Raw genomic sequence first — 17033 nt, 5'->3', positions numbered from 1 at the left:
GGGAGTCGATGACATGCAAGCTAAATTTAATCCACTGGAAGTTATTATCAACCCACCTGGAATTCAATTTGGGATGCCAGGAGATACCATTCAACTGTATGTTGTTGTAATCAATCAGGGAGACCAGAGTGCGGTTATTGACTTATATTTTGTTTTTGACGAAGTATTTCAAAATTTAACCGGTTGGTCTAGTTCTCCTAGAGAAAGTTTAGCATTAGCTCCCCAACAGAATAGTGACGAAGTAACATTTGAATTTCAAATCGCCGCAAATGCTCTCCCAGGAACCTATGACTATACACTAGTCGTAGATTCTCCTCTACATTATCCACAAGATACTCCCATAACCTTCCCAAACCAAATTAAGGTTTTACTAAAAGAACAGACCGCAATTCGGGTGAATGACCCGACATTTTCCATTAGCCCTAACACCAACCCCAACAAGCCACTAATTTTCAATCCTAGTCAGCCTCTGCAAGTAGAGGTGATAGTTGACAATCGCTCTTATCTCGTAGACAGGTTCCGCTTGAGTTGCCCAGATTTAGATGATGACTGGTTTACAATCAATTACCCCACAACTGGACTTGAGGGGCCAGGGTTGGTGTCTGATGTGAGTGCACTAGAACTTAACCCTGGTACTCAAGGTCAAATATTGTTGAAATTTTATCCACCTGGGGATACCCTTGCGGGAAGCTATTCTCCGACAATCCGCTTGTATTCAGAAAGCTCTCCAGACTTAGTACTGCTGGATTTGGTGTACATCCAAATTCCGACAAATTATCGTCTAAATATAGAACTTAATACCATCTTGGGACAAGTTAGCCGTAGTCTTGGCAAGTACGAATTATCACTAGCGAACCAGGGCAATATTGTTCGCGAACTAATATTAAGTTTAAAAAGTCGAGACGAAGAAGAACTATATACTTACAAATTTGATCCGACTGAAGTAAGATTATTACCCAATAGAAGTGCGGCCGCCAATTTGACGGTCAAACCCAGACCTTGGTGGCGAAGACCGTGGTTTGGTACAGGACTAGTGGTCAACTTTCAACTCGATATCAAAGACGAACAAAATCTACCCTTACCTAACACATTGCCTCAGGGAAGTTTGGTATGGAAACCTCGTCCTTTGTGGCAATTTATTCTGTTACTTTTGGCAATTTTGGGCTTACTCGGAGGGATAGGATTTATCATTTGGCGAATTTTAAATCCTGATCCTTTGAGATTAGAAAATTTTAGTGCCAATAACCCTCGAATTACTGAAGAGGAGGATGAGGTAGCTTTAAAGTGGGACATTCACAATTATCAACAGTTGCAAAAGTTGGTTCTGACGACCAAAGGTTCGCAACCTATTCAGCCTATTACCTATGACTTTAGCAATGGCATTCCTGAAACACTAGGTAAAGGAAGTGCTAATGAAATACCTCCTTGTCAGGTGCAAGAAAAACATGAGCTAATTTGTAGCAACGTTAAAACTGGAGTGAAAACAAAAGGTAATTACACTTTTGATTTACAAGCCTTTTATCGTAATGGTATACAATTATTTTCTCCAAATAATCAAGTAGTCAACCAAACAACACAAGTAGAAATAGCTGAAAAACAAATTGCTGAAGTACTTGGTTTTCAAGCAGATAAACCACTATATACAAAAGGTCAAAATATTCTTTTAAGTTGGACAATTGCCCGTCCATTATTGTTGGCACAAATTCAAATTGCTGGCAGTGCAGATGATGGTACATCCTATGGTCAACAAATTGCTTATAAATTTATTCAAGGTAAGATTGCCGACCCTAAAGTTCAAAAACTATGTACACAACAAAATCAACAACTACGATGTACAAATATTCCTATACCAGCAAATAAAGCTGGAAACTTTGCGTTTCAAATCAAAGCTTTTTCTAACAATGGAAGTCAAAAAAATAGTTTAAAAAAGACTGATTCAAAAATTGAAATATTACCAAAACCATTTAAGATTGTCTCTTTTAGAATCAACGGTAGTGAGCAACCAAATCTAGTTCTCAAGGAAGGGGAATCTACTACTCTAAGTTGGAAAGTAGAGGGAGAAAATATTCAGGTTAAACTTCTGCCATACGGCAATGACGTTAAACCAGTTGACTCAATAAAACTTCCAGTCAATCAAGCCTTCCCGCCTCAAATCGCACTGCAAGTTAATGACATATCTGGCAAGCAACAACCCCAGCAAAGAGGATTTGCAATTACAGTCATCAAAAAAGTAGTACCTACTCCTACTCCTATTCCTAGCATTAACCCAATTCCATCTACTCTGCCACGCAACAATAGCCCATTTAAGACTCCCTTCCCTCAGAGGTAACTTTTTGGGCGATGTGAAAAGCAGAGATATATGAAAGTTGAAGACTGCCTCCAAAATCATCTTCTATGCGATGCCTCAATCTTGAAAATAAAGACTCTTTATTGTGTGGATCTAATTTTATGTATGGCGAGTAAGTATTCAAAAGTGTTAAATATTCATCAACAGTGTAGGTTACTTCTGATATAACTTGTCCGGATATCAAGTCTTTGAATTGCCCCGAATCAATGCTCATATTTCCTAATTGTCTCAAGATATAATCTTGTGTTTCTTGGTCTTCATATCGGTCAAGAGATGGAGTATGTAGTTGATAGACTTGTGATAAACTTTGATACACTTCGTAGTTGGGTTGAAGTTCCTTGTTCCACAATAAAATCAGGTAGCCATTTTCTTGTAGGGCATTTGCAGCTTTTGGATATCCAACTTCTGGTGATATCCAATGAAAAGAAGTTGCTGCTAAGACGGCATCAAATTCAAATGGCTTGAGTTTCCACTCTTCAAAGGATGTGTTTTGAATCTCTACATTGGAATCCGGTTGACAATTGTGTTGAGCTAACTGGAAAAAATCTGGGTTTGGTTCTAAGCAAATCATTGAGCAACCCAATTGAGCGATTGCTACTGTTGCAGTTCCAGGGCCACATCCCACTTCCAGAATTTTTGAGTCTGTCGAGAGTTGAGCAACTTCCACAACTTGCTGAATCAAATCCTGAGGATAGCGGGGTCTTGCCTTGTTGTAAGCTTTTGCTGCTGGAGAATACCAGTTTTTGCGCTGTTCTAGGTCTGTGCTGGAGTAGCTGATTATTGTTTTTTTTAGGTCTTTCATAATCTATTTAATTTTGATCGTGCAAAGAGCGTAGTAGCTCAATTCTTATTTTTCTGAAAAGCTCGGCGTCTGCGCCCATTTTCCAACAGGGGTTTCCGCAACGGTACTACCTCAGCTTCACTACTTTCGCGTGCTACCCGAATCAGCAACCCAGCAGCTATTAAGCTGGCAATCATGGAATTACCACCATAACTAAACATGGGCAAAGGTAAGCCAGTAGTTGGTAAAGAACCTGTAGCAACACCGATGTGAAGCAATGACTGTCCTACCATCAAAATCGTCACACCGATCGCTACCAATCGATGCACTATATTTTTAGCCTTCAGCGCCACAATTAATCCGAGAGTCGCAAATGTAGCTAAAAGTGCCAACAACACCATACTGCCAACAAAGCCAAACTCTTCGGCAAACACCGCAAAAATAAAATCGGTATCCTGAATTGGTAAATAAAACAGCTTTTGTTGGGAAAGCCCAAATCCGGCTCCCCAAGTTCTACCAGAACCTACGGCTAGTAGACTTTGCACCAACTGGTAGCCATCTCCTGTAGCATCCGCCCACGGATTCAGGAATGACATCACCCGCTTACGCTGATACTCTTTAATACTAATACTGAGGATTGCCAACATCACTCCACCAATTGCTGTTCCTCCCAGGTACTTGTAAGGTAACCCAGCAGCTAGAGCAATTAGCCAAATAGTCATGCCGCAAAGTGCTGTTGTACTTAAGTTAGGCTGGGCAAGAATTCCTAAAAGTACCAGACCGAAAACACCCAACCAAGCCAAGCGAACCCGCCAACTGATTCGTTCCCACTGACCAAAAAGCCGCGCACTTTGCAGCACCAAAAAGGGTTTAATTAATTCTGAGGGTTGAATCGGAATTGGCCCAATCGCAATCCAACGCGCTGCGTCAAAAGCCTTCTTTCCCAATCCTGGGATCAGTGTGACGAAAATTAACGCCAAAAATAGCAACAAAAACCAATGGGATAGTCCCAAAATTTTCTGCAATGGGAAATTAACAATAATATTGAATCCGATTAAAGAAACTAATACCCAAAGCAGTTGACGCTTAAAGTAGTACAGCCCGTCATGATGACGGGCGTCAGCCACAGGATAGGATGCTGAAAATAGCATGATCAAGCCGACGAACAGCCAAATCAACGTTAACCAGCGCAACAACCGCGCTTCTAATGCCCAGTTGGAGACTGAACTATCAAAAATTGGAATCAGGCGGCGTAGATTCACGATCAGTACGGGTAAAAAGTTAGGAATTAGAAGTTAGCAATAAAACTCATAAATCATAACTTATAACTCATAAGTAAGCTTTACAACCATAAATCTTAAAATTGTCAACTTTAATAAACTGCTAGATCAGTATTTTTGACAAATTGCGATCGCTATGCCTCCTGTTCGCGTAACGTCTCGTAGAGAAGGTATCGCTAGGAACAAAAGTAATAAATTATACAATAATTTGACTACTATAAAGTTTCAGAGAGTTCTTGCGTAAGTCCTACTAAATTAAATGGCTCTTCAGTACTTGGTATGCTAAATCAATCCGCTAAAAAGCTGAAAATATTGCTTTACAACAAAAACAGGCATTATTTTTTAATAGTTTAGGCTTTTCTAGAGATTTAAGCGTTATAAGCTTGATTTTAAAGTCAAATTTTGATGTTTAACTAATAATTTGGCATAACAGGTGCTGAAGACCCAATTAAATTAAGTATTGGGAATTTATCAATAGGATTGTTGTGGCGATCGCTACGCGAACAATTTGGTGGGGACAAATACCTATTTATTTAATCAAACTCAATGATTTAACGCAATTAACTGGTTGTTTGTCCATAGATAGGGGAATTTCAACCCAGAACTCAGTTCCTTGTCCAGGTTCTGATAAACATGTCAGTGTTCCCCTGTGTTTTTCAACTACAATCTGATAGCTAATTGATAAACCTAATCCTGTACCCTTACCTACAGGCTTAGTTGTGAAAAATGGATCAAACAGTCGTTCCTTAACTGCTTCTGTTATTCCGGAACCATTATCAGTAATTCGGATAACACAGTTTATTCCTATAACTTCTGTAGTAATTGTAATTGTATTAGGATTAGCGTGAATTTCTGCGATCGCGCGTTCACTATTATAGTCATCGAGCGCATCGATTGCATTACTGATAATATTCATGAATACTTGATTGAGTTGGCCAGCGTAGCAATCTACTAAAGGTAAATTTCCATAATTTTTCACTACTTTGATCCCAGGATGATCAATGTTATTCTTGAAGCGATTCTGTAAAATCAGCAAAGTACTATCCAGTCCCTGGTGAATATCAACACTTTTCTTCCCCGCTTCATCAAGACGAGAGAAGTTCCGGAGGGATAAGACAATTTCAGAGATCCGTTCGGCTCCTACTTGCATCGAATTTACAATGTTGGGAAAATCATTTAGTAAAAAATCTAAATCAATTTCCTCAATGTATTCTTGAATTTCTAATACAGGATTGCCATAAAATTGCTGGTAAAGATGCACAAGCTTTAACAAAGAATGTGTATATTCTTTTGCATATCTCAAATTTCCGTAAATAAAGTTAACAGGGTTGTTAATTTCATGAGCAACTCCCGCAACTAACTGTCCCAGACTGGACATTTTCTCAGCCTGGACTAATTGGGCTTGAGTTTGCTGTAGCTCCCGGAGGGATTTTGCCAATTTTTTAGCCTGAGCCTCAGCAATTTCCGCTAGATTCTCCTTGATTTGCAGCGCACTCCGTAGTTGTGCCCTTTGCTGTTTGAGTTCACCTGTTAACTTTTTAGCATCAGCCAAAGCAGTATTCTGAGCTTGCAGTAGAAACAGGAAATCAACAATTGGGTCGTGAATCGCAAAGTCTTTGAGTTTGATACCTAGAGGAGCCAGACTAGTTGTATCTGTAATCCAGGGAGAACCTAAAAAAAATATCACCTCCTGCTCTGGTTGATACATCATCTGACCCTTGAGCTGCATTCCATTGTGGAGAAACTCTAATATGAACAGGGCACGAGACTGTTTACTAATAGCATCAAAATCGAGCAAAATTTTTGGCCGGTTTATCTGGAAATGCTGGTCAATCAATTTACCAACTAGTGATTCAGAACTAATGCGCCCTAAGACATCACCAGCTTGTACAATTTCCCGATTACGGCTAAAGGCAAAGTGGAAGGGAAAAGCTTTCGCCAACAACTCTGGCGAAAGCGTAAGGTGAGGAGGAGCCATGCTACTGCACTCAATTTGGTTTATAAATCACTAAAAATTCATCATGTTCAGCACCGTCATCTCGACTTTGGGTTTGGGTAATATGAACTTCTGTATCAAACCTGGTTCCCAATCCCTTAACTAGTCCAAGAATCATTGGCGTTAACCCTTCTCTATCAGAGCGATAATGTAAGGTTAGAGAATTTTCTTCCATATCAGTACACTCAAATGATGGGGGTTGGAGTTTGGGAAAACTAACTCCCACACGAGCATGAAGATTGTCGAGGTTTTCTAAAAACTCAGGTAGTGTATCTCCACTCATATCCATCATTTCGCCATAGCCTTCCTGGGCTGTGTACTGAACCCAGAATTCTCCAAAAGCTTGCATAATCTGTTTGGGAGATAAACTCAGAACGAGACTAGCAGCTTTTACCAGCTTGTGGGTCATGTCATCGGGATAGCCTTCCATACTGAGGAAAATATCTATATCCACCTCTGCTTTGTGCTTAATTTCTTTCCAAATATCTTCACCAAAGCGACTGCATACCATGTCTTGAATCGCCTTGTTCACTAATCCGTACATGGAAGCCTCCTCTTGCTGCACTTAATTTTGCTTTGTGAATTATGCCAAGACTCGACAACTAGTTCTTTAAAAGGCTTATTTAAATGACAAAATTTTCTGTAATCAAACCTTAAAATGTTTTATTACAGCTTTAAAAACCGAAAAAATAGGGAAAACTGTTCGCATTTTAATGCTACAAATACTCATTCTTACAACCGTATTTTCACTTATTAGTTTTACCCACGGCTATGCATTAAGAAGTAGCAATGAATTAGGATACAAGCTAGATTTAGAGATTTGACGCTGAATTCCGTTAAAAAATTGGACACGGGCATCCATAGCTTCTACAATAGCCAGCTTTACCTTGATATCCTCCTCATTCATGGTTATCCGAGGTTCAATCACTGCTGCTAGCTTCGCTGCATGACTATCATCCACATCAATATGGACTTCAAAAAAGATCAGGGATTCTTTGGGTAAGGGAGCAGCACCGACAATTCCTTTGTATAGTTGCGTGTACAGTGAGCTGACAATCCCTTCGGAAGCATAACAGACGGCACCCAGTGCAGCTAAATAGCCGTACTTATGTGGCATCCGCAAGTAGGTTTCAATCAGGGCGCGAGTCTCAGGTGCAGTGGGTAATGCTGTCAGAGTTTCGTCGTCGATACCAAGTGCGCGGGTAAATTGACGAAATAATTCTGGGTGGGACTGAGTTATATCTCCCTGTCCCATTTCGTCAAAGAGGTTTTCCAAGATGACTAACTGACTACTTTCATCTTGGCAGCAAGACAAGATGCTAGCTAAGATCCGATTAAATTCTTTGGAGAATTTGTACATCTGAACAGCTAGTACCTGTACGTCTGGTAAAAATAAATTTCCAGTCCGACAGCGGATTAGGAATTCATGGCTCCATAGAGGATGATTATCCGTTATTTCATGGAAGGAATTTCTCACTAAAGAAGATGTCTGTGTGATCATGATACTTCTATGGCTAGATGGAGTGGTTGGTCAAGTAATGGGCTAAAAAATGATTCGTCTAATGCGATATGTTCTGGAGTCACACGCAATTCCTGTAGGATTGGCATCGTATTGAAGCCAGCAATTTTCAGGGCATTAAAGTAATCCTCAAGAGTTTTGTGAATCAATTGGACATTTAGCCAGGAGCCGTCTCGTTTCCAAATCCGACCAGGAAACTGCTGATCTCGCTTGCTGAAGTAACCTGTACCCTCGACTTGAAAATAAAACGGATATGCTGCCTCCCGCATATATGGAAAAGATGGATGGGGAACGCTGAATACAAATCGACCGCCTGGACGAAGAATGCGTGCAACTTCTGCCATGCATTCTTGGGTCTGAGAAATTGTCAAATAGTTAAATAGAAATACTGCAACAACTAAGTCAATTTCGCCATCATTAAACTGCTTGAGATTGGTGGCACATCCTACTTCATAGCTAATACCTAGAGGATCTTCTAATTCTTGCAAGTTTGCTGCTGCAATCATGGCTTGAGAAAGGTCTATTCCATGTACTTGTGCAGCACCACGTCGGCGTAATTCTCGACTGCAATAACCTTCACCACAACCTATATCGAGTAGTCGCAATCCAGCAATCGGCTCACAAAGCTCTAGTAAAAAAGGGCGTGCTGTAAAGTCTGATAGGGAAATAGGTTCTCCTCTAATCCACTCTGATGCTGTGCGATTATATAAGTTTTTAGTTAAGTTTGTGTGATTCAATTTTGACATTTTTAACTATTTAATTTGAATTATGTTTGCCTTCATCAATCTCGTTTTATAAGAGTCAAATCATGAATATATATGTTTTAGCATTTGCATAATTTATTGCTAATGTTGATTTTACCTATTTTTATCTACTTGTTGATTTGGTGTTTAAGAAGGATAGCCTTTAAGGTAATGTCCAAGTTAAAAATATTTAACTTGTTAATTTCTTAAAATATAAACAACTAAATATAATTGAGCTTCATAAATTGTTAGAAATACTTAGTTAAGAGCTACTTCATGCATAGCTAGTTTGAGGTTGAAACTTTAACTTTATCTATGCTTTACTAATATGGTTAAAATTCGCTCTTTTAATCAAGATAAATAGGACAAATAAAACAGTATATTCGACGAAGTTTAAAAATAATAATCTTGTTAATTTGTAATAGTCAGATTTGTTTTAAAAACGAAATGGCTTTGGATGCATGAGTTATTTAGATAATTTAGAATAACGTTGGAAAAAATGATGTTAAAAGAACTGTTAGCAGAATCATTGGTGTGCGATCGCTTACAATATGAGCGTGCGATCGCATTTTCTCAGCTTGGCGATCGCCTCTTTGATGAGCTTGCTGATCGGGTTGCGACAAGGCGACAGTACCGACTGCTGTTTGAACACATATTAAAGCCTGAGTTATTCCAGCAGATCCGCATTGCTGCTGCGGGTTATATTTCAGTATGTCTGAATAGTCCGATCATTCTTTCGGAAGCTGAAATGCTTGAACAACTACTGGAAGCAAGAAATACTTTGCCGAACTACACAGGCACTGGTCTTTTGATGCCCAAGCGAGAACATACTCTAGCATTTAACCTCTTTCAAAAGAGTGTAGCTGAAGCTTTCTACCAACTAGGAGCAAATGACCTGATTGATGCCGTGGATTTACCAGTCAATCTCCGTATGGTCTACGGTAAGACTGACTCGACAAAGTTGCGTTTACCCTTCGCTAGCTCAAAGTGCCATAGCGATGTCTGGGCAGGTGTTGCCGCTGATGCGACTGTAGTGGTTCTGCCACTATTTGGCGACATCGATAATATAACCATCGAAGCGGGTGAAATGCCACGTGAGATGGAACTACAGGCTATGCATGTGATGTCAGACTTCGATGAAGGTCGTAATATTCCAATGGTTGTCTCCTACACGGAAGCACAACTGCAACACGGTACAATGTACTTTAATGATGCCCGCGGATTGCATCAAACAGTAAGAAGGAAAACTGAAGGTTTGAGAATTTCAGTAGATTTTCGGTTTCGCAGGAAATTCAATGAAGCTTACCGGGCAATGGTAGCACCTAATATTGGTGGTATTGAAGAAGATATGAGTGTGCCCTATGAAGACTGGCTAAAAGTTGGTAAGGAAACACTAATTGTGTTTGATGAAAGTTCTGAACAAGCAAGGAAAAAACAGAATTCTGGCGCTCCGGTTCCGCTATATACTCGCGGGTATCGCCTTATAGAAATGTTCAACTTTTAACTTTCATAAATGCAAGCAACAAAAAGAAAGAGGTCTAATACCAGACCTCTTTATCAATCTTTATTACCCATAGAGCTAGATTCATAAACTTTGCGGTATAGCGCTTCTCGTTTGGATGCAATACACTCTAACCTCTCCAAACCTCTATTCTAAAAGAAGGAGCCACTGCGTTGGGCGGCGAGCCACTCTTGTTGCACGTGGCGTCAGAGGCTTTGAATCTTACTCCCCAACGCTACAAGGGTTGGGGCTGTTCTTGTTAGGTCTGTATTCCATGCAATTGAGAACCGCTATAGTCTAATTTTCCAAAATAGAAGTTTTCCATCTATTGTCCGAAATGAAATAACATCTTGAGAAATTCTAGATATTTACTTCAAACAGGGTACACATACGGAAGTGGACAGAAGATATATATATTATAAAAGCTAATTATACACATTCTCAACAAAAAAGAGGTCTTTGCTGACCTCTTACCAATTCCCTAAAATAACCTTCTATTTACAGAATTACGACAAGCCAGTATTAGCACCTTGCTTACCAGTTACCAGTTGCACCTTGATGATTTTGCCGCCTGCTTTTTGAATGCGTTGCTGTTCGCGGAACCAGTTCTCATAAGGAACTAGCTTAGTAAAGTAAGTATTTTGCAGTTCGCGTTGGGTACGAATTCGGGTTTGGCTGGGAACTAGAGCAGTAATTTTAAACAAACGGGACATGTTTTGAAAATCTCCTGTATACTTTGTGAAAACTTTTTTTATCTCAAAATCTTGAGTGCAAATCTTTTAATATTCAAAGGCTGGAAATCAAACATCAATACTAGACCACCAACACTCATCACTGATAATTTACCAAGATAAGCAATATAACGTTCTAGCACTCACAGTTGATTTCCAGACCTTAATAAAGCCGCACCTAAATTCTTAAGCGCAAACTAGTTCTTAGCTTAAGCCAGAAGAGATATAGTCTAAGTAAACACCCATTTCCTTACCAGCATCAGAACCAACCAAGCTAGCGGTTACTTCCTTGATTGCTTGGATAGCTTGCACGGTAGCACCAACGGGAACTCCTAAAGAGTTGTAGGTTTCCTTCAAGCCATTTAATACACGCTCATCCAAAATGGAAGGATCGCCAGCTAACATAGCGTAAGTGGCATAGCGGAGGTAGTAATCCAAATCACGGATGCAAGCAGCATAGCGGCGGGTGGTGTACATGTTGCCGCCGGGACGAGTGATGTCAGAGTATAGCAAAGATTTTGCTACAGCTTCTTTGACGATCGCAGCAGCGTTGGCGCTGATGGTGCTAGCAGCACGTACCCGCAGTTCGCCAGTAGCAAAGTAGCCTTTAAGCTTCTCTAAAGCAGAAGAGTCGAGGTATTTACCTTGAACGTCTGCGGAGTTAATGACAGCGGTAATTGCGTCTTGAGCCATGTTGTTAATTCCTTATTTCCAACCGTATTGCAATACTTCTGTTTTAGTAGGTAAACAGCTTTACCCTATCCTAGAAGAGCGCCAACTAGGTAGTCGAAGTAGCTACCAGCTTCACTAGCATCATCACCAGACAGCAATGTACCAGCTACATTCTTCAGCCCACGGATACCTTCAGCAACACCATCGATAGGAGTTCCCAAGGACTTGTACAGTTCACGGGCACCGATAACACCAATTTCTTCGATGGGGGTAACATCACCAGCAACGATACCGTAGGTAACGAGGCGGAGGTAGTAATCTAGGTCACGCAGACAAGTAGCAGTTAATTCTTGACCGTAAGCGTTCCCACCAGGAGATACAACATCGGGACGCTTTTGGAACAGTTGATCGCCAGCTTGCTTAACAAGCCGTTCGCGATTTTCTGACAAAACTTGAGCAATCCGCACACGGCGTTCACCACTGGCAACAAAGGATTTGATCCGATCCAATTCGCCAGGGCTGAGATAGCGAGCTTCTGCGTCAGCATTCACGATAGCTTTCGTGACGATACTCATTAATGGATTCCTCCAATACGAATGAAACCAGGATTTGATTAAACTGGTACGACTTTAATTTGGTTCACTGAGTTTATTCTCTAGTTCTTTTAGATACAACAGTTTAATAACTGCTATAGCTAATGAATTAGGAGTTTTCTTGAGTCAACACAAGTACACAAGCTTTTAAACTCAGTTACCTTCCGCAAAACATTTTCCGGCATTCTGTTGAGCATTTATGACTGCTCTTAACACTTTGTAATATTGCTTTTCAGAATTTCCTGTTTTAGCTGTAATCTGAGAGCAATATTACGAAAGGTTACGAAGGGATATTGGGTATTGGGTATTGGGCATTGAGAAGAAAATTAACTCCTCAGTCACCAATCCCCAATTCCTATTCCCTATTCAGCCGCCTGTATACTGCCGAGGTAGTTACCTGCTGGCAGAGATGGGAAGCGGTTGTAAGGCACAACATCTTCACCGAAGTAGCGGCTATATTCTGGGCTTCCGACTATTGCTTCTACAGCAGCCGACAAACCACTATCAGCTAGCAGCTTGTTATACTGGCGAATTTCTTCCTGAGTTGTGGGTGTACGCCCCAACAGGTGACGGAAGAGGAACTCAATTACCTTGGCATGAGGATAAGGGATGTGGAAGCGCTGGCGATAAATTTGGGAACTGGCTAGTTCACGCACAAACTCCCGGACGGAAATTTCACCATTTTGGAGTTTGCTGTCTAGGTCAGTACGGCGGAAATTATCAGGCACTTCACCGCTAACATCCAACACTTGACAGTAAATGGCGTTGATTGCCTGTTGTCTTTCGGTTTGGTTGGTGCTCTCCGCCAGACGGTAAATGCGTGCATGTTTACGCCCACCTAGCTCCACAGATTGTCCGCTACCATCGTTGTAGGAACGACCTAGTTCAGCAAATGAGGGCTGACTCTGGTTTATACCATTTGTTTGCCTTGATATATCTGCGATCGCCTGTATCGAAAGCGCTGTATCATTACTCACTCCGACGCGGGTTTGCACTGGCTTAAAGCTCGGTACAACCACGTCATCGTTTTGCTTGGTAAGCTGGTTGTACAACTTCTCCGTATTTGGGAAGTTTGCTGCAGGTAGGGTCGGGAAGCGACGGTAAGGCACCGTATCTTCGCCAAATACCTGGTTATATTCCACACTATCTACCAGGGCACCGATAAAAGCACGAATACCTTGAGTAGCCAAAATCTGGTTATACTTGCGGATTTCTGCTTGGTCTAGTGGGGCACGTCCCAGGAAGTGTTTGGTTCCCAACTCAATCACTTTGGTGTTGGGGTAGGGTGTGTAGAACTCTTTCAGGTAGAGGTTAGAGTAACCCAAACCTTCAATAAATTCCTTCACGCTGATTTCGCCGTTCCCCAGCTTGCTTTCCCATTTTGTAAATTCGTTTTTGGCAATGTAGGGTGCAATATCCCGCTCAAATATCTGACGATACGCAGCGCTGATCAAGGTTTTTACTGCAACTTTATCACTGGTATTGGCCACCAGCTTAAAGATTTTGGTTTGTTCTCGTTGCTTGCTAACACCTTGGTTAATGCGGAACTGAATATCTGGTTCTGACCGCTTTTCTGTGACTGTACCCAGTGTCACAAAGCTCGGCGTTACTTCCTTCTGGACTTTCGCGGCAACATCATCACGAATGCTACCAACGCGCAATTGTCGCCCTGCTACACCACCAGGAGTCAGATACCGTTCGTAAGGAATTGTATCTTCACCAAATGCTTCACTGTATTCTACGCTGTTAATAATGGCATCAACCACCGCGTAAAAGCCTTGTTTGGCAGCTATGTCAAAGTACTTGTTGATTTCTTGACGACCATAAGTCGGACGACCCAACAAGCGGCGGTGAATATACTCGATCGCTTTACAAACATATAGCGATGACCAGTAAAGATTACGGAATACATCCGACTTAGCCAGAGCACGGATAAACTCCCGCACGGATATGTCGCCGTTTTCCAGCTTGATTTCCAATACCTTTGGTCGCTGACCTTCGTAGACATCGCGACCGAAAACTTGCAGGTAAGCAGCTCTAATCACTGCTTGCGTTGAGCTTTCGGAGAATCTGACGCTAGAACCTTTGGCAGCCTTTCTACCAATAGTACCAGGCAGTTGATCTAACTTGAACACCTTAGGCCCAAGGGTCCCAGGAGCTTCACCCCGCGCCCTTGGATTACTATTTTGGTTATTAATCCCTGCTCCTTGGTGAATTAGGATGCGCTTGGTATCCTTACCAAAAGGAGCCGGACTGGTGCTGGGGTTGCGAGTTTCTTTCGGGAAAATCGCCCCAAACTGAATTTCCAAGGGGTCATTCCCAGAACCGTAAGGATGCTGATCTGGTAGCGGTTGTTCGTAAGCAGCAAATGTGGTTATGAACTGAGGTATTTTGCGGAAAGGCGCACTGTAGTTAAACAGGTCTTGCTGCAGGCCCCAGTTGCGACATTCTTGTGCTTCTTGACCCAGACCCCGGAGGTAGGGTACTGTTTCTTCGCCAAAATAGTCGCTGTATTCAGCAGAATCTACTAAGGCATCTACTAAGGCTGGCAGACCACCATTAGAAATAATCGAGAAGTATTTTTGTACTTCTTCCCGGCTACTTGGCCCCCGTCCCAGAATGTGACGGAAAGCTAGTTCGATGACTCGGCTGTTAATAAAAGGCTGGTAAAACTGTTTTTGGTAAAGGGGAGATTTAGCTAGACGACGGACAAACCCCTTCATGGAGATGTCGCCATTTTTTACCTTGGATTCTAGGTCAGATATGGACAAGCTATAAGCACGGGTAATGTCGCGCTCAAAGATTTGCCGATATGCGGCCTTGATTACCTCATTTTTTTCGCTACTTGATAACCCAGTCTTCATCACAAACTTGGGACGCCGTTCTGCCGCATTAAAGTAAATTTGCGGTAGTTCCAACCCTTGCTGGTCGCTAGAGGGGCGTTGACGCAGTTTATTTGAAGGTGTGGCTGCTTTGAATTCTGTTAGCAAAACATCCATGTACTGAGACACAATCTCTGTAGCCTCAGCATCATTGCGGAAAAAGGAAAGTGACCCGGCTTTGATTTCCTGCAAAGCTACTAGCGTTGCTTCACCAGAGCAGGCATTTTCAATTATTTCCCGCAAACCTCGTGTGTTCACCGCTATGATGTTGGGGTCTCCAGCAACGATCGCATAAGTAGCGTAACGCAAGAACCAGGATAAATCCCGCAAGCTCTTGGCCATGTTGCTCGGACCATAACGGGCAATGTTAATTGGTCTGAAACCTGGAGGTGTCGGCCCACTGGGGGATGAGTTAAAGATTGAGCGTAAATTTTCTAGGAACCCACCACGACTTTCAACGTAGGTTACAGTTCCCAGTTGCATCCCTTGTTGAACATTAGCACCAGCACTAACAGGTACTATTTCTACTGCTCTAGGCTTTTCTAAAAAAGCCATTGGCGAACCACCGACAAAAATCCGGTTGGCAGCGCGAGATACGATAATCTCGGCATTATCCGTAAGCGTCTGGGAAATTTCTAGACGCTTTGCACCAGATGCAAAATAGTTTGCCAGTTCATTTAGTTCACCACTTCCCAAAAAGCGGTCTTGCTGCTCGGCTTGGGTAATTGTCGCTACAGCTAGGGTTTGATATAGTTGCGGACGCGCAACTGAGCTTCCACCACTCGCCTTAACACTCATCGGATTTGTAAAACTCCCATCATAATCGTTTATGTGTTAAGTCTGGGTCGCTTTGAGGCTTGACACATCGCTGTGTCTGTGCTTTATGAGCTTGAGAGTACTGCCTGCAAAACTGCCAGTAAATTAACCCAGTTAGCTTTTAGATTAGAACGTTTTGCGTTCTCAAGGCTGGTTTATTAAGAAGTGTGTAGAACCTCTATCTTGAATGTATCCAGTCTCAACAATGGAAACTCTTGTTTGCCTGAGATAAAACCTAACTTTTGTAACTCAAGTACTAGGGTAGGCACGGTCTACCGGTGCCGAAAACCTCGATTTTGAAGTTTATGGCAGTGTCCACCCGACAATTATTGCAATTTGGGCAAAATCTCAGTTGAAACCAAATTCCCTTCAGCAACGTCAGTGGACAGTAGTCATTAGTCGATGTTAAGTTATTTTTGCTACTGATGACTTAATATTAAGAAATAATGCCACCCTGGAAATAATTCTCAAATAGTCGTGGTTTAAGCATTAGCTATCAGCATTCTTTAACCGGAAAATACTATGCACAAAAGTTTTAAATTTAACTATTTATTCAATGCTACTCTGTGTGCGATCGCAGTTATTTCAGCTGTTACTCCTGCAAATGCGCTTCCAGAACAAAATATCAGCACCGTTGTTAAGTGGGCAAAAACTCGATCACAACTACCAACTCTGAGATACAACAGCGAAGCCCACGGCTACGAGGGTACAAAGGGAAAATTATACTTTTATGCTGATGTCACAGAACAAAATGGGACAGTGACCAAAGAAGGAATAACCGTTAGTGGTGACGATCGCCTCAAATTCACCACAAAAAACGCCAAAGCGGTGAAACTGTTACAAAATATTTATAATTCCAATATTGCCAATGACTTCCAGAAGTCTGGGTATGTCACCAAAGTTGGTCGTGACCAGTTTTATCGCGGGCAAAAGTTTGCTTACATTACTGCTCAGGTGCAGGGTGGGTCATCATTTCAGATAATTCCCTTGAGAAATTTGCCAGAATTTATAAATAATGCCAAATATTGCCAAACTAATCAATGCGACCTTTGATTAAGTGTGTAGCCTGGAATTTACATAAGGGACTTCCAAGGAATAAATTACTCAAAAAAAATTATAAGCTGACATTTAAAAAATAATGATAATCATTATGAAGGGGTGAGAGGTGGTTG

General features: G+C 41.5%; 12 protein-coding genes and 1 pseudogene. 3 read left to right on the top strand and 10 right to left on the bottom strand.

Going from position 1 to position 17033, the window contains the following annotated elements; genetic code table 11:
- Positions 1–13: 13 nt before the first annotated feature.
- Positions 14–2329 (top strand): COG1470 family protein, encoded by a 2316-nt coding sequence (locus tag V7K49_RS26900; protein WP_335208357.1) that lies wholly within the window; start codon positions 14–16, stop codon positions 2327–2329.
- On the opposite strand, the gene V7K49_RS26895 is transcribed toward V7K49_RS26900, so the two are convergent.
- The 6 genes from V7K49_RS26895 to V7K49_RS26870 form a co-directional block, all read right to left on the bottom strand.
- A complete protein-coding gene (locus V7K49_RS26895; RefSeq protein ID WP_335208356.1) occupies positions 2304–3149 on the bottom strand; it encodes a class I SAM-dependent methyltransferase in 846 nt (281 codons plus the stop codon). The genes V7K49_RS26900 and V7K49_RS26895 overlap by 26 nt on opposite strands.
- A 38-nt stretch (positions 3150–3187) precedes the next feature.
- The gene (locus V7K49_RS26890; protein ID WP_335208354.1) at positions 3188–4390 is read right to left on the bottom strand and encodes an FtsW/RodA/SpoVE family cell cycle protein; all 1203 of its coding nucleotides are present in this window, start codon (positions 4388–4390) and stop codon (positions 3188–3190) included.
- A gap of 547 nt (positions 4391–4937) precedes the next feature.
- The gene (locus V7K49_RS26885) at positions 4938–6386 is read right to left on the bottom strand and encodes a sensor histidine kinase (protein WP_335208352.1); all 1449 of its coding nucleotides are present in this window, start codon (positions 6384–6386) and stop codon (positions 4938–4940) included.
- A gap of 10 nt (positions 6387–6396) precedes the next feature.
- Positions 6397–6948, bottom strand: coding sequence for a heme NO-binding domain-containing protein (locus tag V7K49_RS26880; RefSeq protein WP_335208351.1), 552 nt, complete (start codon positions 6946–6948; stop codon positions 6397–6399).
- Between the two features lie 225 nt (positions 6949–7173).
- Positions 7174–7905, bottom strand: coding sequence for a TenA family transcriptional regulator (locus tag V7K49_RS26875; protein ID WP_335208350.1), 732 nt, complete (start codon positions 7903–7905; stop codon positions 7174–7176).
- Positions 7902–8669, bottom strand: a complete 768-nt coding sequence (locus tag V7K49_RS26870) for a class I SAM-dependent methyltransferase (RefSeq protein ID WP_335208349.1) — start codon at positions 8667–8669, stop codon at positions 7902–7904. The genes V7K49_RS26875 and V7K49_RS26870 overlap by 4 nt, the downstream gene beginning before the upstream one ends.
- 496 nt (positions 8670–9165) lie before the next feature.
- Between V7K49_RS26870 and V7K49_RS26865 the strand changes: the two genes are divergently transcribed.
- Positions 9166–10170: a hypothetical protein gene (locus tag V7K49_RS26865; protein ID WP_335208348.1), complete on the top strand. Its 1005-nt coding sequence runs from the start codon at positions 9166–9168 to the stop codon at positions 10168–10170.
- Between the two features lie 503 nt (positions 10171–10673).
- Here V7K49_RS26865 and V7K49_RS26860 read toward each other — a convergent pair.
- The 4 genes and pseudogenes from V7K49_RS26860 to V7K49_RS26845 form a co-directional block, all read right to left on the bottom strand.
- Positions 10674–10880: a phycobilisome linker polypeptide gene (locus V7K49_RS26860; protein WP_334826620.1), complete on the bottom strand. Its 207-nt coding sequence runs from the start codon at positions 10878–10880 to the stop codon at positions 10674–10676.
- Positions 10881–11102: 222 nt separating this feature from the next.
- Positions 11103–11591 carry an allophycocyanin subunit beta gene (gene apcB / locus V7K49_RS26855; RefSeq protein ID WP_069068902.1) on the bottom strand — a complete coding sequence of 163 codons (489 nt, stop codon included), beginning with the start codon at positions 11589–11591 and terminating at the stop codon, positions 11103–11105.
- A 65-nt stretch (positions 11592–11656) separates the two neighbouring features.
- On the bottom strand, positions 11657–12145 hold the full coding sequence (gene apcA, locus V7K49_RS26850; RefSeq protein ID WP_334865130.1) for an allophycocyanin subunit alpha: 489 nt from the start codon (positions 12143–12145) through the stop codon (positions 11657–11659).
- Between the two features lie 386 nt (positions 12146–12531).
- Positions 12532–15843: pseudogene (locus V7K49_RS26845) on the bottom strand (phycobilisome rod-core linker polypeptide); the annotation flags it as partial.
- 540 nt (positions 15844–16383) lie between these two features.
- On the opposite strand from V7K49_RS26845, the gene V7K49_RS26840 reads away from it, so the two are divergent.
- Positions 16384–16914, top strand: coding sequence for a hypothetical protein (locus V7K49_RS26840; RefSeq protein WP_335208347.1), 531 nt, complete (start codon positions 16384–16386; stop codon positions 16912–16914).
- The last annotated feature ends 119 nt before the right edge of the window (positions 16915–17033 follow it).

Source organism: Nostoc sp., from assembly GCF_036919675.1.
Lineage (GTDB): Bacteria > Cyanobacteriota > Cyanobacteriia > Cyanobacteriales > Nostocaceae > Nostoc.
Note: the sequence above shows the minus strand (reverse complement) of the source record. Positions and strands in the feature narration are given on the sequence as shown.